Annotated in this window: 28 protein-coding genes; 10 read left to right on the top strand and 18 right to left on the bottom strand. The window is 71.6% G+C overall.

The window, feature by feature from the left end:
• Positions 1-2: 2 nt before the first annotated feature.
• Positions 3-923 (bottom strand): NAD(P)/FAD-dependent oxidoreductase, encoded by a 921-nt coding sequence (locus AB4Y83_RS00915; protein ID WP_442295739.1) that lies wholly within the window; start codon positions 921-923, stop codon positions 3-5.
• A gap of 81 nt (positions 924-1,004) precedes the next feature.
• Between AB4Y83_RS00915 and AB4Y83_RS00910 the strand changes: the two genes are divergently transcribed.
• Positions 1,005-1,442, top strand: a complete 438-nt coding sequence (locus AB4Y83_RS00910) for a MerR family transcriptional regulator (protein WP_442295738.1) — start codon at positions 1,005-1,007, stop codon at positions 1,440-1,442.
• An 88-nt stretch (positions 1,443-1,530) separates the two neighbouring features.
• Positions 1,531-2,529 (top strand): NAD-dependent epimerase/dehydratase family protein, encoded by a 999-nt coding sequence (locus AB4Y83_RS00905; protein WP_442295737.1) that lies wholly within the window; start codon positions 1,531-1,533, stop codon positions 2,527-2,529.
• A gap of 41 nt (positions 2,530-2,570) precedes the next feature.
• Here AB4Y83_RS00905 and AB4Y83_RS00900 read toward each other — a convergent pair whose 3' ends face one another.
• Complete coding sequence (locus tag AB4Y83_RS00900) at positions 2,571-3,137, bottom strand: CGNR zinc finger domain-containing protein (protein ID WP_442295736.1); 567 nt, start codon at positions 3,135-3,137, stop codon at positions 2,571-2,573.
• An 87-nt stretch (positions 3,138-3,224) separates the two neighbouring features.
• Between AB4Y83_RS00900 and AB4Y83_RS00895 the strand changes: the two genes are divergently transcribed.
• Positions 3,225-4,502, top strand: a complete 1,278-nt coding sequence (locus AB4Y83_RS00895; RefSeq protein WP_442295735.1) for an MFS transporter — start codon at positions 3,225-3,227, stop codon at positions 4,500-4,502.
• Here the strand turns inward: AB4Y83_RS00895 and AB4Y83_RS00890 are convergent.
• Positions 4,424-4,846, bottom strand: a complete 423-nt coding sequence (locus AB4Y83_RS00890) for an ATP-dependent zinc protease family protein (RefSeq protein WP_442295734.1) — start codon at positions 4,844-4,846, stop codon at positions 4,424-4,426. The genes AB4Y83_RS00895 and AB4Y83_RS00890 overlap by 79 nt on opposite strands.
• Before the next feature lie 78 nt (positions 4,847-4,924).
• Here AB4Y83_RS00890 and AB4Y83_RS00885 point away from each other — a divergent pair, with 78 nt between their 5' ends.
• Positions 4,925-6,118, top strand: coding sequence for a RimK family alpha-L-glutamate ligase (locus AB4Y83_RS00885; protein ID WP_442295733.1), 1,194 nt, complete (start codon positions 4,925-4,927; stop codon positions 6,116-6,118).
• A gap of 62 nt (positions 6,119-6,180) precedes the next feature.
• On the opposite strand, the gene AB4Y83_RS00880 is transcribed toward AB4Y83_RS00885, so the two are convergent.
• From AB4Y83_RS00880 to AB4Y83_RS00855, 6 genes are all read right to left on the bottom strand, one after another.
• Positions 6,181-6,603 carry a cupin domain-containing protein gene (locus tag AB4Y83_RS00880; protein WP_442274546.1) on the bottom strand — a complete coding sequence of 141 codons (423 nt, stop codon included), beginning with the start codon at positions 6,601-6,603 and terminating at the stop codon, positions 6,181-6,183.
• A gap of 9 nt (positions 6,604-6,612) precedes the next feature.
• The gene (locus AB4Y83_RS00875) at positions 6,613-6,939 is read right to left on the bottom strand and encodes a Sec-independent protein translocase subunit TatA (protein ID WP_442274545.1); all 327 of its coding nucleotides are present in this window, start codon (positions 6,937-6,939) and stop codon (positions 6,613-6,615) included.
• A gap of 143 nt (positions 6,940-7,082) precedes the next feature.
• Entirely contained in the window at positions 7,083-7,955 is an 873-nt protein-coding gene (locus AB4Y83_RS00870) for a DinB family protein (protein WP_442295732.1), read from the bottom strand.
• Between the two features lie 83 nt (positions 7,956-8,038).
• On the bottom strand, positions 8,039-8,605 hold the full coding sequence (locus tag AB4Y83_RS00865; protein ID WP_442295731.1) for a TMEM165/GDT1 family protein: 567 nt from the start codon (positions 8,603-8,605) through the stop codon (positions 8,039-8,041).
• A 247-nt stretch (positions 8,606-8,852) separates the two neighbouring features.
• Positions 8,853-9,635, bottom strand: a complete 783-nt coding sequence (locus tag AB4Y83_RS00860) for a metal-dependent transcriptional regulator (RefSeq protein ID WP_442295730.1) — start codon at positions 9,633-9,635, stop codon at positions 8,853-8,855.
• Between the two features lie 162 nt (positions 9,636-9,797).
• Positions 9,798-10,442, bottom strand: a complete 645-nt coding sequence (locus AB4Y83_RS00855) for a DUF4396 domain-containing protein (RefSeq protein WP_442295729.1) — start codon at positions 10,440-10,442, stop codon at positions 9,798-9,800.
• A gap of 175 nt (positions 10,443-10,617) precedes the next feature.
• Between AB4Y83_RS00855 and AB4Y83_RS00850 the strand changes: the two genes are divergently transcribed.
• The 6 genes from AB4Y83_RS00850 to AB4Y83_RS00825 all read left to right on the top strand — a co-directional run bounded on the left by AB4Y83_RS00850 (position 10,618) and on the right by AB4Y83_RS00825 (position 14,599).
• Positions 10,618-11,514 (top strand): hypothetical protein, encoded by an 897-nt coding sequence (locus AB4Y83_RS00850; protein WP_442295728.1) that lies wholly within the window; start codon positions 10,618-10,620, stop codon positions 11,512-11,514.
• Between the two features lie 78 nt (positions 11,515-11,592).
• A complete protein-coding gene (locus tag AB4Y83_RS00845) occupies positions 11,593-12,375 on the top strand; it encodes an ABC transporter ATP-binding protein (RefSeq protein ID WP_442295727.1) in 783 nt (260 codons plus the stop codon).
• Positions 12,372-13,133 (top strand): ABC transporter permease, encoded by a 762-nt coding sequence (locus AB4Y83_RS00840; RefSeq protein ID WP_442274538.1) that lies wholly within the window; start codon positions 12,372-12,374, stop codon positions 13,131-13,133. The genes AB4Y83_RS00845 and AB4Y83_RS00840 overlap by 4 nt, the downstream gene beginning before the upstream one ends.
• Before the next feature lie 37 nt (positions 13,134-13,170).
• Positions 13,171-13,509: a DUF1048 domain-containing protein gene (locus AB4Y83_RS00835; RefSeq protein WP_442295726.1), complete on the top strand. Its 339-nt coding sequence runs from the start codon at positions 13,171-13,173 to the stop codon at positions 13,507-13,509.
• A 4-nt stretch (positions 13,510-13,513) separates the two neighbouring features.
• Positions 13,514-14,287, top strand: coding sequence for a MerR family transcriptional regulator (locus AB4Y83_RS00830; RefSeq protein WP_256793079.1), 774 nt, complete (start codon positions 13,514-13,516; stop codon positions 14,285-14,287).
• A 75-nt stretch (positions 14,288-14,362) separates the two neighbouring features.
• Complete coding sequence (locus AB4Y83_RS00825) at positions 14,363-14,599, top strand: DUF1059 domain-containing protein (protein ID WP_020141695.1); 237 nt, start codon at positions 14,363-14,365, stop codon at positions 14,597-14,599.
• 62 nt (positions 14,600-14,661) lie between these two features.
• Here the strand turns inward: AB4Y83_RS00825 and AB4Y83_RS00820 are convergent, their stop codons facing one another.
• From AB4Y83_RS00820 to AB4Y83_RS00780, 9 genes are all read right to left on the bottom strand, one after another.
• Positions 14,662-15,096 (bottom strand): VOC family protein, encoded by a 435-nt coding sequence (locus AB4Y83_RS00820; RefSeq protein ID WP_442274534.1) that lies wholly within the window; start codon positions 15,094-15,096, stop codon positions 14,662-14,664.
• A gap of 85 nt (positions 15,097-15,181) precedes the next feature.
• Complete coding sequence (gene dnaB, locus AB4Y83_RS00815; protein WP_442295725.1) at positions 15,182-17,770, bottom strand: replicative DNA helicase; 2,589 nt, start codon at positions 17,768-17,770, stop codon at positions 15,182-15,184.
• A 437-nt stretch (positions 17,771-18,207) separates the two neighbouring features.
• Complete coding sequence (locus AB4Y83_RS00810) at positions 18,208-18,987, bottom strand: glucosamine-6-phosphate deaminase (protein ID WP_442274532.1); 780 nt, start codon at positions 18,985-18,987, stop codon at positions 18,208-18,210.
• The gene (locus tag AB4Y83_RS00805; RefSeq protein ID WP_442295724.1) at positions 18,987-20,054 is read right to left on the bottom strand and encodes an ROK family protein; all 1,068 of its coding nucleotides are present in this window, start codon (positions 20,052-20,054) and stop codon (positions 18,987-18,989) included. Before AB4Y83_RS00805 ends, AB4Y83_RS00810 begins: the two co-directional genes overlap by 1 nt.
• Complete coding sequence (nagZ, locus tag AB4Y83_RS00800; RefSeq protein ID WP_442295723.1) at positions 20,051-21,481, bottom strand: beta-N-acetylhexosaminidase; 1,431 nt, start codon at positions 21,479-21,481, stop codon at positions 20,051-20,053. The genes AB4Y83_RS00805 and nagZ overlap by 4 nt, the downstream gene beginning before the upstream one ends.
• 1 nt (position 21,482) lies before the next feature.
• Complete coding sequence (locus AB4Y83_RS00795) at positions 21,483-22,358, bottom strand: carbohydrate ABC transporter permease (RefSeq protein ID WP_442295722.1); 876 nt, start codon at positions 22,356-22,358, stop codon at positions 21,483-21,485.
• Positions 22,355-23,302, bottom strand: coding sequence for a carbohydrate ABC transporter permease (locus AB4Y83_RS00790; RefSeq protein ID WP_442295721.1), 948 nt, complete (start codon positions 23,300-23,302; stop codon positions 22,355-22,357). Before AB4Y83_RS00790 ends, AB4Y83_RS00795 begins: the two co-directional genes overlap by 4 nt.
• A gap of 83 nt (positions 23,303-23,385) precedes the next feature.
• The gene (locus AB4Y83_RS00785; protein WP_442274527.1) at positions 23,386-24,744 is read right to left on the bottom strand and encodes an extracellular solute-binding protein; all 1,359 of its coding nucleotides are present in this window, start codon (positions 24,742-24,744) and stop codon (positions 23,386-23,388) included.
• 178 nt (positions 24,745-24,922) lie between these two features.
• Complete coding sequence (locus AB4Y83_RS00780) at positions 24,923-26,059, bottom strand: ROK family transcriptional regulator (RefSeq protein WP_200961823.1); 1,137 nt, start codon at positions 26,057-26,059, stop codon at positions 24,923-24,925.
• Between the last annotated feature and the right edge of the window lie 6 nt (positions 26,060-26,065).

Genomic DNA, 26,065 nt, shown 5'->3' with positions numbered 1-26,065 from the left:
GGTCAGCGCGCCGTCAAGGCCATGATCGCCGCCGAGGCCGCGAGCTGGCCGGACGCCGCCGCGGCGACGACCGAGGCCATCGGCATCGGGTAGGCGGGCAGGTGCGCCATGTCACCGGCACAGAGCACCCGCTCCCGGTTCGACCGGGCGAACTCGTCAACCCGCACGGCGCCGGACGGGTTGAGCTCGAGTCCCAGCTGCTCGGCGAAGGGCGCCGACTGGCTCAGCTCCGGCTTCACGAAGAGCCCGGCGACCTGCTCGGTCGTCCCGGCGGGCACCTGCTCGCCGTCAGCACCCGCGAGCACCACGCGTACGCCCCGGCCGTGCCGCTCGGCCGAGACGACACGCTCGGTGCGCACGGTGGTCCCCACCGGGAGACCGTCGGGCACGGCGTCTCCGTCCGTGAGCACGACGATCTCGGACGCGATGCGTCCGAGCAGGCCCGATAGGTGCGGGGCGATGGTCGCCCCGAGGATGCCGACGCGCTGACCGCTGAGCTCGTGGCCGTGACAGAAGGGACAGTGCGCGACGAGGTCGCCCCACAACGCGTCCAGCCCGGGCACGGGCGGGAGGGTGTCACGGACGCCGGTGGCGAGGACGAGGGCCCGCGCCGTCACGGCCGTGCCGTCGGCCACGTACAGCCGGAACAACCCGTCAGCCTCCTCGACCGACTCGACGCGCTGCTCCCGCACGCTCACGGTGTCGTATGCCGTGAGCTGCTTTCGCGCGTCGGCGCGGAAGTCCGCCGGCGGAGTGCCGTCGAGGGCGACGACGTTGTGCATGTGGCTGACCGTGGCGTTGCGATAGGTGCCGTCGTCGAAGAGGACGGCGTCTCGGTGGACGCGACCGAGGGTGAGTGCGGCCTGGAGGCCGGCGGGGCCTCCGCCGATGACGGCGACGTCGGTGTGCGTGCTGGCGGTCATGGTGGCTCCCTGGGTGATCGATCCGGCGAGGGCTGGGCGGCCCTGTGCCTGTTGCGATCCAGCGTGTACCTTCATGTCGACATGAAGGCAAGGGCGCGCAACGAGAGCTGGACCGTCGGAGAGCTGGCGGCACGCTTCGACCTGCCGACGAACGTGCTGCGCCACTGGGAGACGCTCGGGCTGCTCACGCCCGAGCGCGATGGGTCCGGCTACCGGCGCTACGGCCGGGGCGACCTCGTCCGTGTCGCGGCCATCCTCCGCAACAAGGCGGCCGGCATGACGCTCGAGCAGATCGGCGTGCTGCTCGACGGCGAGGCGGCCGGACGGCACGAGGTGCTCGAGGCCCACCTGCGCGACCTCGACGAGCGGGCACGGTCGATCGAGCGGTCACGCGAGATGACCGAGCACGCACTGCGGTGCAGGGCGCACGACATCGTCGCGTGCCCGCGCTTCTCGCAGCACGTCGCCGACCTGACCGACGGTCGTGCGGCGACGGCGCGCATCGACGACTGGGCGTAGGCACACGTCCCATCCGGACCCGCGCTGGTCTTACGTCGACAGCGAAGGGCCCTTGGCGCGGCGGCCGGCGCGGGCGAGGATCGTGCCCATGAGACTGCTCGTGCTCGGAGGCACCCACCACGTCGGCCGCGCGTTCGTCGAGGCTGCCCTCGCCCGCGGCGACGACGTCACGACGGTGACCCGGGGCCTCACCGGCACCGCCGTCGAGGGCGCCGAGGCGCGCCACGCCGACCGCCTCGACCCCGACGCGCTGCGCACGGCGCTCGGGGACGACGAGTGGGATGCCGTCGTCGACACGTGGTCGGCCGAGCCCGTCGCGGTGCAGACGTCGGCGCGGCTGCTCCGCGGTCGCGCAGGGCACTACACCTACATCTCGTCGTGCTCGGTCTACACGTGGCCCATCGCCGTGGGATCCGACGAGGGCGCGCCCGTCGTGGAGGGCGACCCGGCCTCGACGGACGCCTCCGACTACGCCGCGGCCAAGCGGGGCGGCGAGCTCGCCGCCCTGGCGGAGTTCGGCGGTGACGTGGCCATCGCACGGGCGGGCCTCATCCTCGGGCCCTACGAGATGGTCGGCCGGATGCCGTTCTGGCTCAAGCGGATCGCGGCGGGCGGGCGCGTGCCCGCGCCGGGACCCCACGAGCGGCCGCTGCAGTACGTCGACTGCCGGGACATCGCGGACTGGGTGCTCGGGTCACGGCCGGTCGGCACGTTCAACGTGGTGAGCGACCCCGGCCACACGACGATCGGCGCCCTGCTCGACGAGGTGCGCACCGTGACGGGGAGTGACGCCGAGCTCGTCTGGCTCGACCCGGAGACGGTCGAGGCGGCCGGTGTCCAGCCGTGGACCGAGCTGCCGATCTGGGTCCCGCCCACCGGCGAGCTCGCGGGCCTGCACGCCCTCGACACCTCTGCCGCCCGGGCGGCGGGGCTGCACTGCCGGCCGATGCCCGAGACGGTCGCCGACACGTGGGCCTGGCTGCAGCGCGAGGGCCTGCCGGAGCGGCCGACGAACCGCGGCGGCGGCCCGATGGACGCCGACGCCGAGGCCCGCCTCTGGGCCGCCCACGACGCCGCCACCACCTGAGAGCCCCGCCCCCCGTCGCGTGGGTCCGGGGGGTCGTGGGGTCAGCGGGTGCGGGCGCGGTGAGCGGCGGCCTTGACGCGACTCTGGCACCGGGTCGAGCAGTAGCGACGCGTGCCGTTCTTCGACCCGTCGACGTAGACGCGGTCGCAGACGGGCGCGTCGCACACACCGAGCCGGCCGCCGAGGTCACTGCCGATGGCGACGGCCAGGCCTGAGGCGATCCCGGCCTGCCAGCCGCGGACGAAGCCGTCGTCAGGTCCGTGGAAGTGCAGCTGGTGGCCACCCGCCTCGTCGAGGTCGAGGCGCGGACGGGCCTCGGTCGCGGCGAGCAGGTCGTTGACGACCCCGGCCGCCGTCGCGAGGTCGCCACGACCGGCGGCCTCGAAGACGGTGCGGACGCGCGGCACGACCTCGAGCAGCCCGAGAGCTTCCTCGGCAGTCGGCCGGGAGCGTCGGTCCGCCGACGACGTCGCGTCGGCCACGCCGAGCGCCAGCGCGTCGCCGACGGGAGGGGCGTAGGCCGTCCCACGCGCCTCCCCCGGGCACGCGAGGTTGACGAGGGCCACCGCCGCGTCGAGCAGTCGCTCGACATGACTGTCGAAACGCATTTGACCAGTCACTCCTTCCGCGCCTAGGTTCATGACTGTCAAAGTCTAGTTCGACAGTCAGGAGTCCGCGTGCGGACCACGAGCGCGATGACCACGTTTCCGCCGGAGCTGCGCCTCCTCGTCCTCGCCCGGTGCGTCAATCGGCTCGGTGGCTTCTCGATGGCCTTCCTCGGCGTGCTCCTCGTCCGCGACCTCGGAGCGGGGGCGGCCGGGACCGCACTTGTCCTCACCTGCTTCGGCGCCGCGACGATCCCCTCGCGCATCGTCGGCGGCCACCTCGCCGACGCGTGGGGCCACCGGCCGACGATGCTCCTCGGTCTCGTCGCCTGCGCCGCGGCACAGCTCGTCGTCGCGGCGGCGCCGTCCCTGCCCTGGGCCCTCGTCGGGGCGGTCCTGCTCGGGCTCGCCTACGAGGTCGTCGAGCCGCCGACGCAGGCGCTCGTCTCCGACCTCGTGCCCGAGCACTCCCGCGCCTTCGCCTACTCGGCGCTCAACGCCTCACTGGCCGTCGCAGGCATCCTCGCCGGTGTCGTCGCAGCAGCCGTCTCGGGTGTCGGCCTGCGCTGGCTCTTCGTCGTCGACGCCGCCACCTGCCTCGCGTGCGCAGCCCTCGTGGCACACCGCATCCCCCGCGCCACGACACCCACAACGAACCGCCCCCTCGACCAGGACGGCCGTCGGGTGGGCATCCTGCCACGCCACGACGTCACGGCCGACGCGCGCTCGACGCCGGCCCGCGCACGCTGGGTCGCCGCCCTGACGGATCGGCGCCTGCGGCCCGTCGTCGCCTTCGGGACGGTCGCCGCGACGGTGACGATGGTCGTCGTCTTTGGGTTCCCGCTCCTCGTCGAGCAGCGGGGCCTGTCTCCGGCCGTGACCGGCTGGGTCCTCGCCGCGGGAGCGGCGGCCAGCGTCCCGGGCGCCTGGCTCGCGGCTGCACTCCGTCACCGGACCGACGACGCGGGGGTCCTCCTCGTCGGCGAGGTGGTCGCGTCGGCCGGGCTCGCGACGATCGCCCTCGCCGGCCACCCGGTGACCCTCGCCGCCGGTCTCGTCGCCTTCGACGTCGGCGGCCTGCTCGTCATCGCGACGACGATGGCCCGCGCCGGCACCCTCGCTCCCGACGGCGCCCGCGGCACCTACCTCGCCGTGCTGGGACTGACGTGGGGTCTCGCCACCTCGGTCGCGCCGGCGATCCTCACGACGCTCGGGACGGCATACGGCCCCGGAGCGCCGTTCGGTGCCGCGGCAGTCGCCCTGCTCGCGACCACCCTCGTCCGCGCCGGTCAGCGACCGCGGTTGCGGCGCCGGACGTCCTTGGGGGGCTTGCCGCCGGCGTACGACCGCGAGGGGTCGACGACGTAGCCCTGGCGCAGTGCCTCCCGACCGACGAGCATCCGGAAGCCCATCCGGTCACGCTTGCTCAGTGTCACCTCGGCGGGGACCGTGCGGCCGGCGAGCGCGAGGTCGAGCCGCACGACGAGGCGCTTGGTCACGTGCCCCGACGAGCTGCGCACGCTGCGTCGGTCGTGGACCGGGCACTCGATGGTGCGGCCGTCGTCGTCGGCGTCCTGCCAGGGGTGCACGGTGAAGCGCACCCAGGGCTGCCCGTCGCGGTCGAACTCCTCGATGTCCTCGGCGTGCAGCGACGACGTGCGAGCGCCCGTGTCGATCTTGGCCTTGAGCCACGGCAGGTCGATTCCGGGCATACCGACCCACTCCCTCCACCCGACGGGAGTGCTTGAATAGGCCGGCCCAGACACCCGCCCATCTTGGCAGGACCCTGCATGAAACTCGCGATCCTCTCCCGCGCGCCGCGTGCCTACTCGACGCAGCGCCTGCGCACCGCAGCGCTCGACCGCGGGCACCAGGTGCGGGTGCTCAACACGCTCCGCTTCGCCATCGACCTGTCGGGCCCGGAGCCGGATCTCCAGTTCCGCGGACGCCCGATCTCCGACTACGACGCGGTGCTGCCGCGCATCGGCAACTCGATCACCTACTTCGGCACGGCCGTCGTGCGGCAGTTCGAGCAGATGGACGTCTACACGCCCAACACGGCCAACGGCATCTCCAACGCCCGCGACAAGCTCCGCGCCGCGCAGATCCTCTCGCGCCACCAGATCGGCATGCCGGCAACGACGTTCGTGCGCAACCGCGCCGACGTCATGCCGGCCATCGAGCGGGTCGGCGGCGCTCCCGTCGTCATCAAGCTGCTCGAGGGCACCCAGGGCATCGGCGTCATCCTCGCGCCCGACATCAAGATCGCCGAGGCGATCATCGAGACGCTGCACAGCACGAAGCAGAACGTCCTCATCCAGAGCTTCGTCACCGAGAGCCGGGGCCGCGACATCCGCGCCCTCGTCGTCGGCGACCGCGTCGTGGCCGCGATGCGGCGACGGGCCAGCGGCGAAGAGTTCCGCTCCAACGTCCACCGCGGTGGCACCGTCGAGGCGGTCGAGCTGACGCCGGAGTACGAGCAGGCCGCCGTGCGCTCGGCCCAGATCATGGGCTTGCGCGTCGCCGGCGTCGACATGCTCGAGGGCAACGACGGGCCGCTCGTCATGGAGGTCAACTCCTCCCCCGGCCTCGAGGGCATCGAGGCCGCGACGAAGCTCGACGTCGCCGGCGCGATCATCGACCACATCGCCGGCCAGGTCGCCTTCCCCGAGATCGACGTGCGCCAGCGGCTCACGGTCTCGACGGGCTACGGCGTCGCCGAGCTCGTCGTGCACGCCGGCGCCGACATCATCGGCAAGACGATCGGCGACTCGGGGCTCGAGGAGCGCGACCTGCAGGTGCTCACCCTGCACCGTGGCACGAGCGTCGTCCCCAACCCGCGGCGCCGCGTCGTGCTCGAGGCCGAGGACCGGCTGCTGTGCTTCGGCCGCCTCGAGGAGATGCGCTCGATGATCCCGGAGCGCCGGCGCCGCCGCGCCAAGGTGCGTCAGCTGCCGAGCGACCCGATCCACACCGTCGCCTGACCGAGCGGGAGTGTGCGGTCAGGCCCGATGGCGTATGCCGCCACGCCCGATGGCGTATGCCGTCAGCCCCGGGGCGTGACGTAGACCTTGCGGAGCGTCTCGGTGACGGTCCACGTCGTGCGAGCGCCCTCGGGCAACCGCACGACGGAACCGGGTCCGAGCTCGAGCGTCACACCGCCCTCCACCCCGAGGGTGGCGCTGCCGGAGAGCACGACGAAGACCTCGTCGGCCTCGACGTCGGTGACCGTGCCCGGCGTCATCTCCCAGACGCCGACCTCGGCACCCGCGACCTCGGCGAGAGACGTGATGGCCGCGGTCGGCACACCGGCGAGCACCTCCACCCCTGCGGGAACCTGCTCGTCCAGGGGCTCGGCACCCACGTCGGCCACGAGGAGCGCCACCGCTGCCGGCAGTGCGGGGCGCTCGCCGGCTGACGGGTGCTTGGGCTCGGCGTCGGGTCCCGGGGTGGAGGGGTCGCTCGTCACCGTCGCAGACTAGTGCGAGCCGCTCGCGTGCCTCCGCGCCTCGAGCTCGGCTCGGAGCCGGGCCACCTCGGCGTCGGCAGCCGCCACGCGGTCGTCAGCCGCCGAGAGGGTCCCGTCGGCGGCCCCGGCGGTGGTGCTCCCGGAGGGGCGGGCGGTGGTGCTCCCGGCGGGTCCGGTGGTGGCGTCGGGCTCCGACCGCATCTGGTCGACCTCGGACTTGAAGATGCGTGCTGACCGTCCGAGGCTGCGGGCCATGTCGGGCATCCGCTTCCAGCCGAAGAGGAGCACGACGGCGAGGGCGATGATGCTGAGCTCCGGCCACCCGAGATCTGCCACGGGAACCTCCTGATGTCGGCGGCACCGGCGGCTCCGGGCGCCCGCGCACGCATGGTGATGGGGCACCGTAGGAGCCGCGGGTGGGAAACGGCCGGGAGCCGGCTGTGAGCCCGCCGAGCGCGGGGTCAGCACCGGTCGGCGCGTCAGCGCGCGACAGATCCTGCGTCGACTCCCGCGTCAACTCCGGCGTCAACTCCGGAGTCGACTCCGGTGTCCTCGCGGGCAGCGAGGGCGTCGAGGTCGCGCTCGGCGTAGAGGCGGTGCTGCCACTCCTCGTTGAGGATGGTGCGCAGGATCCGGGTCACGGCATACGGCTCCGGCTCGGGGTAGCCGGCGGCCGTGACGGGCTCGGTCGTGCGGGCGAGGTCGTCGTCGGTGAGGCCGTCGACGACGCGACGCACCGTCGCCATCCGGTCGGCCCGCAGTGCGAGGACCTCGTCGAGCGTCGGGTGCGCATCACGGTCGCGCGGCACGGGCGGACTGTCCGGCATGTCGTCGTGCGGCAGGTCGAGGGCGTCCCAGGGCTCGGGGTCGCCGAGGAGGGCTCGGCACACCCACGCATCGGTGGCGAAGACGAGGTGGCGCAGGGTCTCGATGAACGACCACTCGCCGTCGACCCGCTCGTGCAGCTGCTCGGGCGGGAAGGTGCGCGCCCGCTCGACCGTGCCGGCCCAGAGTCGCTCGACGACGTCCCAGCCCTCGCGGTAGCCGGCAGCGTCCGTCGGTCGCATCTTGGGCCGGTCGGGGTCACGGCGGTCGAGTTCGGCCTCGATGAGCGGCGCGACGTCGACCCCGTTGATGACGAGGTTCTCGACGTCGCCGGTGATGTCGACGTCCTCGAGCCAGACGTCACGCGCCCGCAGGCCACGCAGGTCCACCATCCGCAGGGAGGCACCCCGCAGGTCGACGTCGTGCAGCCGGGCTCCGTCGAGGTAGACGTCCTCGAAGGTCGCCCCGGTCAGCCGCACTCTCTCGAAGCGGGCGCCCTGCCGGTCGTCGTAGGTCACGTCGCTCATCCCGGTCTCCTTGGCTCGTGGGTCGCTGGCGCCAGAGGAAGCCTAGAACCCGTCCCGGACGATCCGCGTCCTGAGACCTCCGGTCAGCGGACTCCCTCGACGATGAGCAGGACACCGAAGACGACGAAGGCCGCGGCTGCGCCCCACGTGATGACGTGCTCGGGCAGACGCTTGCCGAGGGCTGCGCCGACGACGATGGCGAGGGCGTCTGCGGCGACCATGCCCACGGTGCTGCCCAGCCACGTGCCGAACCACCCGTGCTGGGTCGCCAGGGTGATCGTGGCGAGCATCGTCTTGTCGCCGAGCTCGGCGAGGAAGAAGGCGACGGTGACGGCGATGATCGCCGTGCGCCTCGTCGTCCGAGCGACGGCGGCCTCCTCGTCGGAGAGGGAGTCGCCGCGCAGCGTCCAGGCGGCGAAGAAGAGGAAGGCGACCCCGGCGGTGATCGAGATGGCGTCGCGCGGGAGGTTGTCGCCGATCGCGGCGCCGATGGCGACGGAGCCGAGGTGGACGACGGCCGTCGCGATCGTGATGCCGGCGAGGACGTGGAGCATTTTGAAGCGGGTGGCGAAGGTCATCGCCATGAGCTGGCTCTTGTCGCCGAGCTCGGCGACGAAGATGACTGCTGCACTCAGCAGGAACGCGGACATCGGATCGGTCTCCTCGGCGCAGCCACGAGGCACCGCAGGGAGCCTCGACCTGGCGCGCCCGTCGGTGGGTCGGCACGAGATCGAAAGTCTCGTCCGCCGCGGGTCCGCGCCTGCCGTGCTGGCGTCGCGATCAGGGCCGACCGCACCGGGCCGGAGCCAGTATGTCGATGCGGTCGTTGGGGACTACTCCCTTTCGATGCGCCGACCGTAGGCCGAACGCCACGCGTCGTGCAACGTCTCGGTGCGCCTAGCGATTCTTCTCGGAAACCCTTGGGACGCCGATGTGCCGACAGCCGACGTAGTGACATCCCTTGTCGTTCAACGGATCCGGCGCGGCCGGTTCGAAACTGACGAGGAGGGCGGCGACGGCCTGGTCGCCGAGCTCGACCTCGTGGGACACCCCCGCCACCTCGCCGGGTGGGGTGACCCCGACCCGGGTCGCGCCGCCGAAGGGCTTGCGCTCCCGGACGACGACCTCGGCGTCGACGGCGATTCCGGTCTCGGCGAACCAGCGGAGCAGCGCCGGGTCGTCGTCGTCGATGCGGGCGACGAAGCGGCGCTCCCCCGCAGGGCTCGTCGCGAGCGGCTCGGCGGTCGGCTGGTGCAGCACGCCGTCCGGCGTGGGGATCGGGTCACCGTGCGGATCGCGCCACGGGCGGCCGAGCTGGTCGTCCATCCGGTCGACCATGAGCGTCGAGACGGCGTGCTCGAGCACCTCGGCGTCGTCGTGCACCTCGTCCCAGGAGTAGCCCAGGGACCGGACGAGGAAGGTCTCGACGAGGCGGTGGCGGCGCACCATCCGCAACGCCTGCTCGAGACCCTCGTCGGTCAGCCGCATCCCGCCGTAGCGCTTGTGGGCGACGAGCCCGCCGTCGGCGAGCTTGCGCGCCATCTCCGAGACCGACGACGTCGAGACCCCGAGCCGGGCGGCGACGGCCGCGTTGCTCACCGTCTCGTCCTGCCACTCACCGAGGGAGAAGATGACCTTGAGGTAGTCCTCGACGGCGGTGCGGTTCTCGGTCTTGGCCACCGCCAGAGACTACGTGAGCAGCCGGGCCAGCAGCACGAAGGAACCGACGAAGAGGATCGTCGTGAGCGTCCCGGTGACGAGCCGCCGGATCTCGAAGTTCGGCATGCCTAACTTCTATCATGGGCGCACCGAGCGACGTCCGGATCCCTGACGAGAGGCGCGTCACGCCAGGCCGTCGGCGACCGCGACGACGAGCCCGCCGAGCATGAACGCAGCGATGGCCGCTGCCAGCGCCGGAGCGGGCAGGTCGGGGATGAACCTGCGCCAACCGGTGACCGCCCCGCTCGCCCGGTGGTGCGCGTGGGTCAAGGCGTGGCCCCTCCCCCGCGAGAGGAGGTGGCGGTTGACCGGATAGGCGGCGGCGAACGCAGCGACGAGCGAGATCGACATGCCGACCCAGAAGACGGCGTTGACGAGGCCGGCATCCATGGCGCCGGGGATCACGGCCATGACGAGGTTGTCGACGACCTCCATCGTGAGGATCGAGACGGTGTCGGCGGCCAGGACGAGCGCGAGCGCGGCGCGCAGCGACAGGCCGTTGCGCAGCAGGGGGAGGCTCGAGAGCGCGTAGCCGAAGAGGAAGGCGAGGGCCACGGAGAGGGCGATGGTCGCGCCGGCGGCGAGCCCGACGGCGGTGCCGATCATGAGGCCGAGGATCTCGCCGATGGCACAGCCGGTGAGGCAGTGCAGCGTGGCGCCGGCCGCCATGGAGGCCAGCCCGCCACCCAAGCCCGCAGTCGCGTCCTGGGCACCAGGGTGCTCGTGGGCGTCCTGGTGCTCGTGCGCTGATGTCGCCGCCTCGTTCATGGTCGTCCTTCCGGTCCTGGGGGCCACGGGACCCCGGCGGGGCCCGTCACCCGGCATACCCCCCATGGGTATGCCGTCCGTTGGCGTCAACGCGTGCCGGCCGTCGAGCATTCCCGTGCTCCGAAGTCGGGCGTTCGCCACTCCAACGGTGGAGCCATGCACAAGGATTGGATGCGTGACACAGCACGTCGACGGTGACCACGCGCACCGGATCCTCCTCGACCATGCCGACCGGAAGGTGACTGGCCCGCTCGAGGACCCGGCAGTCCTCGCAGCGGTCGTTGGGATCGAGCGCCTCGTCGTCGCAACGGGATCCACCGACGTGCGGGTGCTGTACGCAGCGCTCGCGGGCCGGCGCGTACCGGACGCGGACCCCGAGCGCGTCGCCGCCCTCGTCGCCGAGGCGACCCGTCACGTCGTGGCCGGACTCCTCCGCCGCAGCACGGGGCAGGCCATCGACGCCGGCGTCGTCAACCCGTCCTCCGGCGGCTACGAGATCACGACGGACGCGACGCTGCTGCGTGCCGCCGTCCGGGCCGCGCAGGGGTCGATCGACGCGATGCCCTACTACGGCATCCGCTACGGCGAGCGAGGCTCCCGCTTCGCCACGACGGACTCCGCATGGCTCATCTCGCTCGCCACGCTCGCCGAGAGCCGCGCCGTGCACCAGGTCCAGTGGCTCTCGCGCGTGCTCGCCGCACGGGGGATGCCGACCTGGCTGCTCGAGATGCACCTCGACGCCCTCGTGTCCGAGGTGCGCTCCGTGGCCGATCCGGCCGCGGTGGGGTCGCTCCCCGCAGCGGCGGACGCATTGGCGGTGGCCCGACGCCGACACGTCGACGACGAGCTGATCCGCTCGGCAGACGACTGGGCCGACGAGGCGCTCGGCCAGGACCTGCCGGTGCCGCGCAGCGGAGCCCTCATGGCCGCTGCGATCGCCGACGAGCGGTCCGGGGTGACGCGGGACGACCGCGTCCTCGTGGACTGGCTCACCGACCCGGAGCGGGTCGAGACCGACGTCGCGACGCGGCTGCTGGCCCTTCGGCGACGCGTTCTCGCCAGCGCCCGCTGACGGGTCGCGGGCGCGCTCGAAGGTCGGTCGCGATCAGGGCTTGACCTTGACGCAGCGTCAGGGTCGCACGCTGTCCACATGACCACGACACCAGCCATCGAGATCGTCGGGCTCACCAAGTCCTACGGCGACCACGCAGTGCTCAAGGGAGTCGACCTCAGCGTCCCCGCGGGCACGATCTTCGCCTTGCTCGGCTCCAACGGCGCCGGCAAGACCACTGCAGTCAAGATCCTCTCGACCCTGCTCAAGGCCGACGGCGGGACCGCCGCCGTCGACGGCCACGACGTCGCCACCGAGCCCGACCAGGTCCGCGCGGCGATCAGCCTCACCGGGCAGTTCGCCGCCGTCGACGAGATCCTCACCGGACGCGAGAACCTCGTCCTCGTCGCCCAGCTGCGACGCCTCGACGGCCCGGGCGCGATCGCCGACTCCCTGCTCGAGCGGTTCGGCCTCGCCGAGGCCGGCGGAAAGCGCGTCGCGACCTACTCGGGCGGCATGCGCCGCCGACTCGACATCGCGATGAGCCTCATCGGCGACCCGCCGGTGCTCTTCCTCGACGAGCCGACGACAGGGCTCGACCCGCAGTCGCGCATCGAGGTGTGGAAGACGGTGCAGGAGCTCGCCGGCCGAGGCACCACCGTCCTGCTCACCACGCAGTACCTCGACGAGGCCGAGCACCTCGCCGACCGGATCGCGGTGCTCCACGAGGGCCGCATCATCGCCGACGGCACCCTCGCGGAGCTCAAGCAGCTCCTCCCGCCGGCCAAGGTCGAGTACGTCGAGAAGCAGCCGTCCCTCGAAGACATCTTCCTCGCGATCGTCGGCCACGACGACGCCGCCCACCAAGGAGCCCAGCGATGACCACCTACGTCTTCCACGACACCGACGTCCTGCTCAGACGGTCCCTGCGCCACATCCTGCGCAGCCCCGACACCATCATCACCACGGCCATCACGCCGATCGCCATGCTGCTGCTCTTCGTCTACGTCTTCGGCGGGGCGATCGACGTCGGCGGCGCCTCCTACGTCAACTACCTGCTGCCCGGCATCCTGCTCATCACCGTCGCCTCCGGCATCGCCTACACGGCCTTCCGGCTCTTCACCGACGTCTCGGGCGGCATCTTCGAGCGCTTCCAGTCGATGCCGATCACCCGTTCGGCCTTTCTCTGGGGGCACGTGCTGACCTCGGTCGTGGCCAACCTGACCTCGCTCGTGCTCGTCGTCCTCGTCGCCCTGGCGATGGGCTTCCGCACCGGGGCCGGGGTGCTCGCCTGGCTCGCGGTCCTCGGGATCATGCTGCTGTTCACCCTCGCCCTCACGTGGCTCGCGGTGATCCCGGGCCTCACGGCCAAGACCGTTGACGGCGTCAGCGGGTTCTCCTACCCACTGATCTTCCTGCCCTTCGTCAGCTCGGCCTTCGTGCCGACCGAGAGCATGCCCGGCCCCGTCCAGTGGTTCGCCGAGCACCAGCCGGTCACCTCGATCGTCAACACCATCCGCAGCCTCTTCGAGCAGCAGCCCGTCGGCCGCGACGGCTGGGTCGCCCTCGCCTGGTGCGTCGGGCTCCTCCTCGTCGCCTACGCGCTCGCGATGCGCACCTACCGCAGCAAGCTCGCCTGACCCGGCATACGCCATCCACCGCGTGAAGGAGACCGTCATGAACAACCTGCTGAGCAAGACCATCGGCGACAAGAAGGAGTGGAAGGCCATGGAGGCGCGGGCGCACGCGTTGCCCCACGACTACCGGCTCGTCTACGGCGAGATGAAGTCGTACATGTGGCGCTTCACCTCGGGCGACGGCATGGACGTCGTCGCGGTCCTGCGCGACGTCCTCGAGCTCTTCGAGACCAGTGCTCGCGAGGGCCGGCGCGTCCTCGACGTCACGGGCCGCGACGTCGCCGCCTTCTGCGACGAGCGCCTGAGCGGCGTCACGACGTATGCCGACACGTGGCGGTCCGAGCTGAACCGCGCGGTCGAGTCGAAGGTCGCACAATAGGGCCATGCTGACCATCAGCCAGCTCGCGGCGTACGCCGGCGTCACCGTGCGCACCGTCCGGCACTACCACGCCAAGGGATTGCTGCCCGAGCCCGAGCGCGACCACTCGGGCTACCGGCGCTACGACGCGGCGGCAGTGGTCCAGCTCGTGCGGATCCGCACCCTCGCCGACGCCGGGGTCCCGCTGTCCCGCGTGCACGAGCTCCTCGATGCGGATGACGAGGAGCTCGCAGCGGCGGTCGCGCAGATCGACCGCCGCCTGCGCACCGAGATCCGCGAGCTGCAGCGGCACCGTGAGCGCATCGCCAGGCTCGCGGCCGGCGACAGCCTGGCGCTGCCGCCCGAGGTGGTCGCCTACGTCGACCGGATGCGCGAGCTCGGCTTCCCGGAGCGGCTCATCGAGGTCGAGCGCGACAGCTGGATCCTCATCTCGGCACAGATGCCCGACGCCGTCGCGACCCTCATGCAGGTCAAGCAGACCCAGATCGAGCACGAGGTGCTGCGCCGGCTCTACCTCGACATCGGCGACCTCGTCGACTGCGCTCCCGACGACCCCCGGCTGCCTACGCTCGCCGACCGAGTCGTCGCCTTCATCGAAGCCGCGTCCGCCGAGGCCGAGGGCGTCGAGGACGTGCACCCCGTCAGCGACGAGCTCATCGTCCTGCTCGACACAGCCTTCCTCGAGTCCTTCGCCTGCGCTGCCCGGCTGCTCGAGCTGCTCGAGGAACGCGGATGGACGGGGTGGACCGACATCCGGCGGTTGGAGCCGGCGCACTGAGCGATCGGGGGCTGTCACATCTGCTGCGTCCCGCTCGTCAGTAGAGCGAGACACCCCCGCGAGAAGGAGACGACCATGAAGACGATGACCTGCCGAGACCTCGGCGGACCGTGCGACCTCGCCCACCGGGCCGACACGGCCGACGAGATCATCAAGGCCCAGGACCGCCACCTCAAGGAGGCGGAGAAGTCGGGCGACGCCACCCACCAGGAGGCCCGTCAGGCGATGAAGGCCCGGTGGCGGCACCCGAAGAAGTCGATGGCTTGGTACACCGGGACCAAGCAGACCTTCGCCGCCCTGGCCGACGACTGAGACCTGCCGTCGATCCGGCCACCCGCCGTTCGCGTGGATTGTGCGGGGTGGCCGTGTCGCGCTCAGTCCAGGCAGAACTCGTTGCCCTCGACGTCCTGCATCACCTGGCACGACTCGTTGAAGCCGTCGGCGCGCAGCAGCGTCCCCCGGGTGGCTCCGAGGGCGACGAGCCGTGCGCACTCGGACTCGAGGGCCGCGAGGCGCTGCTCACCGACGAGCCCCGTGCCGACCCGGACGTCGAGGTGGACCCGGTTCTTGACGACCTTGCCCTCGGGGACGCGCTGGAAGAACAGGCGCGGACCCACCCCCGTCGGGTCGGAGCAGGCGAACGCCGAACCCTGACGCTCCGCCGGCAGCGACCGGTCGAACTCGTCCCACGAGGCGAAACCCTCGGGCGGTGGCGGCACCTCGTAGCCGAGCACCTCGCACCAGAAGCGAGCCACCCGCTCGGGATCTGCGCAGTCGAACGTGACCTGGACCTGCCTCACCGTCGCCATGCGCCCAGCCTATGGGCGCAGCCCCGGAGGCGACCACGCCAGATCTCCGCGGGCTCGAGCGACCTGTGCTGCCAAGGGATCCGGGTCAGAAGTTGTTGGCCATGTTGGTGAAGCGGCTGAAGTGGCCCTGGAACGCGACGACGATCGTGTCGGTGGGGCCGTTTCGGTGCTTGGCCACGATGAGGTCGGCCTCGCCCTCTCGCGGAGAGTCCTTCTCGTAGGCGGCTTCTCGGTGGAGCAGGATCACCATGTCGGCATCCTGCTCGATCGATCCCGACTCGCGAAGGTCGCTCATCGCGGGCTTCTTGTCGGTGCGCTGCTCGGGACCACGGTTCAGCTGCGAGATCGCGATGACCGGCACCTCGAGCTCCTTGGCGAGCAGCTTGAGGGCACGGGAGAACTCCGAGACCTCCTGCTGGCGTGACTCGACGCGCTTGCCCGAGCTCATGAGCTGGAGGTAGTCGATGACGACGAGCTTGAGGTTCTCGCGCTGCTTGAGCCGGCGGCACTTGGCGCGGATCTCCATGAGCGACATGTTGGGCGAGTCGTCGATGAAGAGCGGCGCATCGGAGACACGGCCCATGGTGGAGGCGAGGCGGGTCCAGTCCTCCTCGCGCATCGTGCCCTTGCGCATGTGCTGCAGCTGGATGCCGGCCTCGGCCGAGAGCAGACGCATGGTGATCTCGGTGCGGCTCATCTCGAGCGAGAAGACGACGGCAGCCATCTTGTGCTTGATCGCAGCAGACCGGACGATGTCGAGTCCGATGGTCGAGTTGTGCGTCGGGATCATCGACTCGCCGGCGAGGTACAGGTGGTCATCCGCCGCCACCTCGATGCAACGAACCGGGACCGACGCGATGCGACGCACGTCGGTGATGAACCGCGACGACCGGCGGGTGAGCGTCTTGCGTCGAAGCTCCTTGTGCAGGAGCGCCTTCCGAGGAAGCCAGAACACGTCGTCGTCACACGTGAAGTTGACGTTGTAGGCCGTGGACGACTCGACCGAGCGGCCCTTGACCGCACGCGTCGCGATGGTGCACCGGTAGCCCAGGCTGACGACGAGCTCACGAACGCCCTCGGCCAGGACGCGGTTCGTCACGGTGAACTGCACACAGCCGGCATTGGTCACGGTGCCGTCGGTGTCGAGCAGACCGGCCAGCAGATCGCGACGCTGGGCCTCGCTGGCGCGCAGGTACGCCTGCGGGACGTGCTTGTCGCCCAGGACGCCGAGACCGCGCAGCAACGCGGTCACCGTTCCGTGCTCGTCGCGACAGACCTGGCACCTGCGGAGGCCGGATGAGGGCTGGCCGCAGTCGGGGCACGAGGGGTGGGCACTGGGTGCACCGAGACCCTTCGCGCGACCTCCACACGACCTTCCGCAGGTCTTGACCTGAGAAGTCCGCGGGACGAACTCTTCGCCGCAGACGACACACGTCCGGGCGGCGACGGGCTCGTCGGGCAGGGACAAGGAGTAGCGCATCCGGGCCGCGAGGGGCTTGACGACGAGACCCTCGGCCTCGAGTCGCATCACCAGCTCGGGGTCCGCCGTGGTGATCGAAGCCCCGGCACTCGTGCCGTCTCCGAGCCAGGCACCGAGGACATAGGGCGGGACAGGCAGCGACTGGCTCTCGAGCTGAAGGGCGCCCGCGTTCGCGATGGAGTGGTTGAGCCTCGCCTCGGCCGTGGTCGTGCGCACAGAGAGCGCAATCTCTCCGGTGGTGCGCACCGACCCCACACCCTGGCCACGCCGCTCGGCGCGCGAGTGCGTCAACCACTGGTGCTGCTCGTCGGCGACCAACACCGAGCCGTCCGAGAACTCCACCTCGTAGCAGGGGCGGTCGACCATGACCTCGGTGGCCGCCACGACGCGAGTGGGACGGCCGTCCGAACCGATGACAAAGTCACCGACGGCGACCTCGCCCATCGTCGTCCACCCGGCGGGTGTCGGGAGAGGCGTGTCGAGGGCGAGCGCCTTGCCCATCGCCGGTCTGGCGGCGATGACGATCATCTGTCCGGGGTGCAGGCCGTTGGTCAGGGCGTCGAAGTCGGTGAATCCCGTTGGCACACCGGTCATCTCACCGGAACGGCCCGACGCGACCTCGATCTCGTCGACCGTGGCCTCGATGATGTCGCCGATGGCGTGGTAGTCCTCGCCGCCGCGCTTGTCGGCCACGGCGTAGACCTCCGCCTGCGCCGCGTTGACGATGTCCTCGACGTCGCCGCCACCCTGGGCGTAGCCGAGCTGGACGATGCGGGTGCCGGCCTCGACGAGGCGGCGCAGCACGGCGCGCTCCGCGACGATCTGGGCGTAGTAGCCGGCGTTGGCCGCGGTGGGCACCGAGGCGATGAGCTGGTGGAGGTAGGCCTGGCCGCCGACGCGCCCGAGGTCGCCGCGCTTGGTCAGCTCATCGCTGACGGTGATGGCGTCGGCGGGCTCGCCGCGACCGTAGAGGTCGAGGACGGCGTCGTAGATGAGCTCGTGGGCGGGACGGTAGAAGTCGGTGCCCTTGAGCTGCTCGACGCAGTCGGCGATCGCGTCCTTGGACAGGAGCATGCCGCCGAGGACGGACTGCTCGGCCCCGACGTCCTGCGGCGGGAGACGGTCGTCCGGGGGGCCTCCGTCACGGGTCGACGACGACGCGAACGCGCTCGTGCTCAGCTCAGCGAGCGACACGTGCTCCCCTTCCCCTGAGTAATGAATGACATCGGTGCAACTCGGTCCACACCAGTAGACAGCGTTGCGCTGACAGCGCCAGGCAGGACGGCGCCGACGAGACCTACCCAGCCCGTCGCGCGCCCTTCCCGAGGAGCACCCGCCCCACCGTAGGTGCGGGGCTCCACGGACAACAACCTCAGCCGCCCCTCGGCCTCATCCCCCTGTGGACAACCGGTGGACGGACATCCCCGACACGCCGTCAACAGGTGTGGACAACGTGTGTGAACAACTGTGGGCATGTGGCGCCGGTCACATCACGTCGTGCTCGGTGACCTGCACAAATGGCTGTCCACGGGCTGTGGAGAACAAGTTCCTCACCCCTGTGCGTTGTCCACAGCCCGTCGCGACACGCCCGACCATGGGGTATGCCGTCCGCCGCGGTCGCGCGGACAGGCTCAGAGCCCGGCGGCCGAGGCGTCGTAGTAGTCCCGGTTGCGCAGCATCGAGGCGGCAGCCTCGTCGAGCAGCGCGGTCGCGTCGGCGTGCCACTGGAGCACCGAGGCCGGGCACGAGGCCGACAGCGGACCCTCGAGCGCGGCCGCCACGGCCGCGGCCTTGCCGGGTCCGGAGGCGACGAGCACGAGGCGTCGCGCGTCGAGGACGGTGCCGAGTCCCTGGGTGACGCAATGGGTCGGCACGTCCGTGATCCCGTCGAAGAAGCGTGCGTTGTCGTGGCGCGTGCGGTCGGACAGCCGCTTGACGCGCGTTCGCGACGAGAGCGCCGAGCCGGGCTCGTTGAAGCCGAGGTGACCGTTGGCACCGATGCCGAGGATCTGCACGTCGACCCCACCCGCAACACGGATGAGTCGCTCGTACTCCGAGGCACCGGCGACGAGCTCGTCCTCGTCATGGCCGGAGCCGTCGGGCACCTGGAGCCGGTCGGGCGACAGCCCCAGGGGCCCGCAGACCTCGCGGAGCAGCACCTCGCGGTACGACTGGGGGTGACCGGCGGGCAGGCCGACGTACTCGTCGAGCGCGAAGCCACGGGCGCCGCGCAGGTCGAGACGACCGGTCGCCACGGCCCGCGCGAGCTCCGCGTAGAGCCCCAGGGGCGACGACCCGGTCGCGAGCCCGAGGACTGGCTCGTCGCGGCGTGCGGCCCCGAGGCCGTCGATGACGACCTCGGCCGCCCGGCGGGCGACGTCGGCGGGCGTGGGCAGGACGAGGACCTCCATCACCCCACCCTCTCACCGGGCACGGTGACGGCTGCGAGCCCGACCGGGGAGCCGACGGAGGCCAGCCGCGGGGCGCGGGAAAGGTCCGGTGCGGACAGCCATGCGGCGCCGAGGGCCGCCACGGGCACGTCGGCAGGCAACAGCTCGACCCTCTCGGGCAGGCCGAGGGCGTCGATCATCCGTGAGCTGCGTGCGCGCTGTTCGAGGTCAGCGCGGATCCCGTCGAGGAGCGGGGCCCCCAACCCGGCGAGGCCGCCACCCACGACGACGCGTTCGGCCCCGGAGGCGAGAGCGAGCAGCTGGACCGCCAGCCCCACCCCCGTGCAGAGCACGTCGACGGCGGCGGCCGCGAGGGCGTCGCCGGCAGCGGCGGCCGCGAACGGGTTCGTGGCCCGACGCCCGGCCACCGGCCAGAGACGGGCGAGCGCCGAGCCCGAGGCCACGGTCTCGAGGCAGCCGACCTGACCACACGTGCACGGGGCGTCCCCGCCGACCGGCAGGTGTCCGATCTCGCCTGCCGCCCCGTCGATCCCGCGGACCACGACGCCGTCGCGCACGACGGCCGAGGCGAGCCCCGTCCCGAGGTTGAGGTACGCGAGTGCCAGACCACCAGGACCACCATGACCACCGGGACCGGTGTCGGCAGCCGTCGACCCCTCGGCCCATGGCGCGCGCAGCCGCCAGGCACCGAGGGCGGCGGCCTTGACGTCGTTCTCGACCGCGACCGGAACGCCGAGGCGTACGGACAGCTCACCGGCGAGGTCGAGCGACTCGACCTCGAGGTTGACGGCGTGCCGGGCGACCCCGCTCACGGGGTCGACGAGCCCGGGCATGCACGCACCCACCGACACGACGTCCGCGGCACCCCCGGCACCCCCGGCACCCCCGGCACCCCGAGCCTCGTCAGCGAGGACCTTGCGGGCGAGGCGCACGGCAACGTCGACGACCCCTGACGCGCCGCGTCCGGACGGTGCCGAGCACATCGCCCGCACCGAGCCGTCGGCCACGAGGACCACAGCCGTCTTCGTCCCGCCGATGTCGATACCGAGCCGCGGCTCGGCCGTCATCGCTCCGGCACCCCGAGGTAGCGGCCGAGGGCCTGGGCGACGACGACGGAGCCCCCGAAGGTCACGAGGTCCGCGCCGCCGCGAGGCCAGCCGCAGTCGACGACGATCGTCGGATGTCCCTGTGCACGAAGGCGATCGGCGACCTCCCAGAGCGGGTGCCCCGCGGCGAGCCCGCGGCCGGCCACGGCGACCCTGGCGCCCTCGGGCACGTCGCCCTCGGGTGTCGTCAGCCCGGCGGCCGTCGGCCCCCAGGCAACCCGCCCGACGGCGAGGTTCGGGTCGGAGGCCACCTGCACGATGACGGCCTCGCCCGGGGCGTCGAGCCACGTGCGCACCGCGTCCCCGACCTCGAAGCCGCCGACGAGCGCGCCGCTGGCCCGAGCGGGCCCCACCACGTCGGCGGTTCTGCCGTGCACATCCGGGCCGCCGACCGCGAAGCCCTGGGACAGCAGGACGACCCGCGCCGCCGCCTCCTCGAGTCGCTCGACAGGCAGCCGACCCGACTCCGCCGCCCGCACGACCGCCTCGACGACGGCGAGGTAGCAGTCCTCCGTCGTCTCGGACCCGACACAGAGCAGGTCGCACCCCGCGACGAGGGCGCGCACCGCGGCCTCGGGGATGCCTGTCTCGGCCGAGGCCCCGGCCATGTCGAGGGCGTCGGAGACGATGACCCCCTCGAAGCCGAGCCGGTCGCGCAGCACGTCGCCGAGGACGACGGGCGAGAAGGTCGCCGGACGTTCGGCGTCGATGGCGCTGACGACGACGTGCGAGGTCATGATGCATGCGACCCGCGCCTCGATCGCCGCACGGAACGGCTCGAGCTCTCGCGCGTCGAGCACGTGCGCCTCGGCATGCACCCGCGGCAGCGCGTGGTGCGAGTCCGTCACGGTGTCGCCGTGGCCCGGGAAGTGCTTGGCGCACGCGGCGACCCCGACCGACTGCACACCATCGACGTAGGCGGCCGAGTGCCGCGCGACGTGGGCCGCCTCGGCGCCGAAGCTGCGGACCCCGATGACGGGGTTCTCGTCGGCGGAGTTGACGTCGACGACGGGCGCGAGGTCGAGGTTGATGCCGTATGCCGCGAGCTCGCGCCCGATGGCCGCGGCGGAGTCCCGCGTCAGCGCGGTGTCGTCGAGGCGACCGAGCAACGCGTTGCCGGGCTGCGTCGACCCCGTCGGGTAGTGCAGCCGCGTCACGTCACCGCCCTCCTCGTCGACCGCGACGATGACGTCCGGCGCCACCGACCGCAGCGACCCACACAGCTGGGCCAGCTGGTCGGGGTCCACGACGTTCGCGCCGTAGAGACAGACGGAGGCCAGCCCGGCGGCATACTCCCGCTCGATCCACGCGGGGACGGTGGTGCCGACGAATCCGGGCATGAGCGTGCCGACGGTGAGGCGCCGCAGCGCCTCTCGTGAGGTGTGCATCTCAGCCCTTCACCGCCCCGCCGACGAGGCCGTTGCTCATGCGCCCCTGGACGACGAGGAAGAAGATGATGACCGGCACGGCGACGACGGTCGACGCGGCCATGACCTGGCCCCAGTCGGTCTCGCGGGTCGCACTCGCCTGGACGAAGCCACGGAGCCACAGCGGCAGGGTGCGCGACTGCTCCTCGGTCATGACGACCAGGGCCACGGTGAACTCGTTCCACGCCTGGAGGAACGCGTAGACGCCCGACGCGACGAGCCCGGGAGCCAGCAGCGGGAACGTGATCCGCAGGAAGGCCTGGGTGCGCGAGAGCCCGTCGACCATGGCCGCCTCCTCGAGCTCGACCGGCACGCCCGCGACGAAGCCGCGGAGCATCCACACGGTGAAGGGCACGACGGCAGCGGTGTAGAGCAGCGCGAGCCCGAGCACGTTGTTGAGCAGCCCGACCGAGCTCATCATCTTGTACTGCGCGATGAAGAGGCCCTCTGCCGGAAGCATCTGGATGAGCAGCAGGGCGAGGATGAACGAGCGCCGGCCCCGGAAGCGGAAGCGGCTGATCGCGAGGGCGCCGAGGAAGGCGATGACGATCGCGGCGGCGACGGTGACGAGGGTGACGGCGAGCGAGATCCCCAGTGCGCGAATGAATCCCGCGTCACCGAAGACGGTGGCGAAGTTGTCGAACGAGCCGCCGAAGGGCAGGAAGGTCGGGGTGCTCGACTGAAGCGTCACCTTGTCGAGGAAGGCGGAGTTGACCATCCAGTAGACGGGGAACGCCCAGACGAGGGCGACGATGACGGCGACGACCGTGAGGACCGAGCGCCGCGTCGAGCCGCGGGTCGAGTGACGGGAGCTGGCGGGGCCGAGGATGCGGCTCACGACTCCTCCTTCATGAGCGAGCGGACGTAGTACCAGCTGACGGCGACGGTGAGCAGGAGCATGAGGATCGAGACGGCGCTGGCCATCCCGAAGTCCCCGGCGCCCGTGCCGAGCTGGTAGATGTACGTGCCGAGCAGGTGGGTCTCGTTGGCCACGCCACCGGCGTCCTGGAGCAGCTTGATCTGCGTGAAGACCCGCAGGTCCCAGATGAGCTGGAGCAGCAGGACGATCGAGATGACGGGCGCCACGAGGGGAAGGATGATGTGCCGCAGGCGTTTCCAGCCACCGGCGCCGTCGATCTCGGCCGCCTCGAGCACCTCCGGGGAGAGCTGGGTCAGGCCGGCGTAGATCGACAGGGCGACGAAGGGCACGCTCATCCAGACGACGATGACGGCCGCGACGACGAGGAACGAGAGCGGCTCGACGAGCCAGTTGTGGCCCTGGGCGTCGACGCCGACGCGCTCGAGCGCCCAGTTGAGCAGGCCGTTTCGCCAGTTGACGATCCACGTCCACACCGTCATCGAGGCGACGACGGGCATGGCCCAGGCGAGCAGCAGTGCGACCTGGAGCACGAGGCGGGCGGCGCGGCTGACCGCGCCCATGAGCAGGGCGAGGCCGAGGCCGATCGCCACCGTCGACAGGGCGCACACGAGGCAGAAGGCGATGGAGCGCCCGACGATGACCCAGAGCTCCGGGTCGGTCACGAGGGACGCGTAGTTCGCGAGGCCCACCCACTCGGGCGGCTGGCCGAACTGCTGCATCATCCCGAAGTGCTGGAAGCTCGTGACGACCTGCCACCCGACGGGGTAGCCGAGGGCGGCGACGAGCAGGACGAGAGAGGGGAGCACGAGCCAGACGGGCGTATGCCGTCGGGCGGGGCGGGCGGGAGCCGTGGGCTCCGGCACGGGGGCGGTCTCGGGGGGAGCGGTCGCCGTGGAGGTCATGGGCGGGCCTTTCGAACCTGACGGCCGGCGGTCGGGTGGAGGGATCTCCCGACCGCCGGACGTGGTGTCACGCGAGGGTCAGGTCACTTGAGGTTGAGCAGCGGCGTGATCTTCGCGTCGTACTCCTGGGCCAGGGCCGTGAGGTCCGAGGCGTCCCGGATCTTGGAGAAGAACTCCTCCATGACCATCTTCGACTCGACGGTGGCCCAGCCCGGGGCCGCAGGCGTCAGCTTGGAGTTCGTCGCGGAGTCGATGAGCGCCTTGGCGAACTGGTCGTCGCCGAGGGAGCTGACGTAGTCGGTGTTGGCCGGACCGAGACCGGCACCGCCGAGCTTCTTCTGGTAGTCCGCGGAGAAGATGATCTTGAGCAGCTCCTTGGACAGGGCCTGGTTCTGGCTGGCCTTGGAGATGGCGATGTTCGAGCCACCGGCGAAGACCGGGGCGGGCTTGCCGTCGTTGCCCGGGAGCACGAAGGCGCTGAACTTCGCGTCGTTCCACTCGCGGACCTTCTTGCCGTCCTTGTCCTTGAGGTCGCCGATCGACCAGTGCGCCCAGCCGGGAGCCATGATCGTCGCGGCGGCGAGCGACGTCTTGCCGGTGACGTTGCCGGACTCGTCGAGGATCTCGTCGGCGTCGTTGACGTAGAGCCACGGGGTCTGGTCCTTGGCATCGGCCGGGGCCTTGGACGCGTTCCTGTAGAGATCCTGCAGCTGGGTCAGACCCTTGACCGTGTTGGGGTCCGCGAGCGTCGAGACCCACTGGCCGTCCTCCTGCTTCGCGAGCTCGCCGCCGTTGGCGAAGATCCACGAGATGCCGTTGCGCCAGTCCTGGCCGCCGAGGAAGAAGCCGGAGAAGTTCTTGATGGTGCGGGGGTTCTTGGCGGTGATCGTCTTGACGGCGGCGTTGAACTCGTCGAGGGTCTTCGGCGCGGCGACACCGGCCTCCTTCCAGAGGTCCTTGCGCGCGAACATGTAGCGCGAGCCGAAGTAGTAGGGCAGCGCGTACTGCTTGCCGTCGACGCTGCCGACGTCGACGAACGACTGCAGCAGCTTGCTGCCGCCGAGCTCCGGGTAGAGGTCGGAGACGTCGCTGAAGGCGCCGACGTTGGTGAAGGTCGGGCTCTGCGTGTTGCCGATCTCGGTGACGTCGGGGGTGTTCTTCGGGTCGGGCAGCGACGTCGTCAGCTTCGTGACGAGGTCGCCCCAGCTCTGCTCCTCGATCTTGAGGGTGGCGCCGGTCTTGCTCTTGAAGGTGTCCTGCAGGTAGGTGCGCAGCTCCTTCGGGGTGTCGGTGCCGGCGAGCCAGAGGGTGATCGTCTTGCCGGCGTTGCCCGACGCGCCCGCGGAGGGGTCGGTGGTCGAGCCGGTGGCACCCCCACCGCACGCGGTGAGGACGAGCGCCGCGGTGGTCGTGGCCACGGCCAGACCCAGGGTCTTCTTCATTCCTTGTCTTCCTTTCGAAGGGCCGCGGTGCGGACCGGTTGTTCGCTGGACGCGAGTGGAGGGGTGTCCCTGTGGAGGGGAGTTCGGGGGGTGGTGCGGTGTCGTGGTGCGGTGTCGTGGTGCGGTGTCGTGGACCGATGGCGTATGCCGCCGGGCCGGGTCGGGGTGGACCGCGGCGTCAGGCGACGCCGAGCTGGTCCCAGAGCACGAGGACGGCCGCGCCGCGCAGGACGATGTCGTCGGAGCGGTGCGCGAGGCGCACCGTGAGGTCAGTCGTCGTACGGGCGAGGAGGCGGGCCCGGAGGGTCTCCTCGACGGCGTCGCGCAGGACCCCGCCGAGCAGGTGCTCGGGGCCGCTGAGCACGACCTCCGACAGGTCGAGGGCCGCGACGACGGGGGCGAGGGCGATGCCGAGCCGCTCGCCGGCCTCGCGCAGCGGCTCCTGCGGGTCATCGCCCGGGGCCGCGGCGAGCGCCTTCTCGAGGTTGGGCGCCGAGATCCACGTCTCGAGGCAGCCGACCTTGCCGCAGCGGCACGTCGCACCGCCGTCGGTGCCGACGGTGACGTGGCCGATCTCGCCGGACGCGAAGTGCGCACCGCGCACCCGCTGGCCGCCGACGATGAGCCCGCCACCGACACCGCGGCCGATCTTGACGAGGACGAGGTCGTCGCCGCCGTCGCCGAGGGTGTAGTCGGCGTGGACCGCCGCGTCGGCGTCGTTGACGACGAAGACGGGCAGGCCGGTCGCGTCTGCGACGATGTCGCGCAGCGGCACGTCGGTCCAGCCGAGGTTGGGGGCGGTGTCGACGACGCCGCCCGGGCCGACGATGCCGGGGGTGCCGACGCCGATGCCGAGAAGGGGCGCGGTGGCGGCGCCGATGACCTCGTGGACGAGGTCGAGCACCGTGTCGACGACGGCCTGGCCGGAGTCGTCGCCGATCGGGCGCTCGGCGCGGACGAGGATGTTGCCGTCGAGGTCGAGCACCGCGGCGCGAAGCACCTCGTGGGCGGCGAGGTCGACGCCGATGGCCTGCAGGCCGGTGCGGTTGACGTCGACGAGCGTGCCCGGCTTGCCCGGACGCACGACCTCGGACGGGCCGAGCTCGACGGCGTGGCCGCTGTCCATGAGCTCGGAGACGAGGTCGGAGACGGTCACCTTGCTCATCCCGAGGCGACGGGCGAGGTCGGCCCGGCTCATCGCGCCGACGGAGTAGAGCATCTGCAGCACGAGCGAGAGGTTGTGCCGCCGGCCGTGCGCAGGCAGTACGGCGGTGCGGGGGGAGACGCGGCGGGCTCGCGGCAGTGCGGTGGTCACGAGAGT

The organism is Terrabacter sp. RAF57, from assembly GCF_052113925.1.
GTDB lineage: Bacteria > Actinomycetota > Actinomycetes > Actinomycetales > Dermatophilaceae > Terrabacter.
The sequence above is the reverse complement of the archived record's forward strand: the minus strand, read 5'-3'. Positions and strand labels throughout refer to the sequence as shown.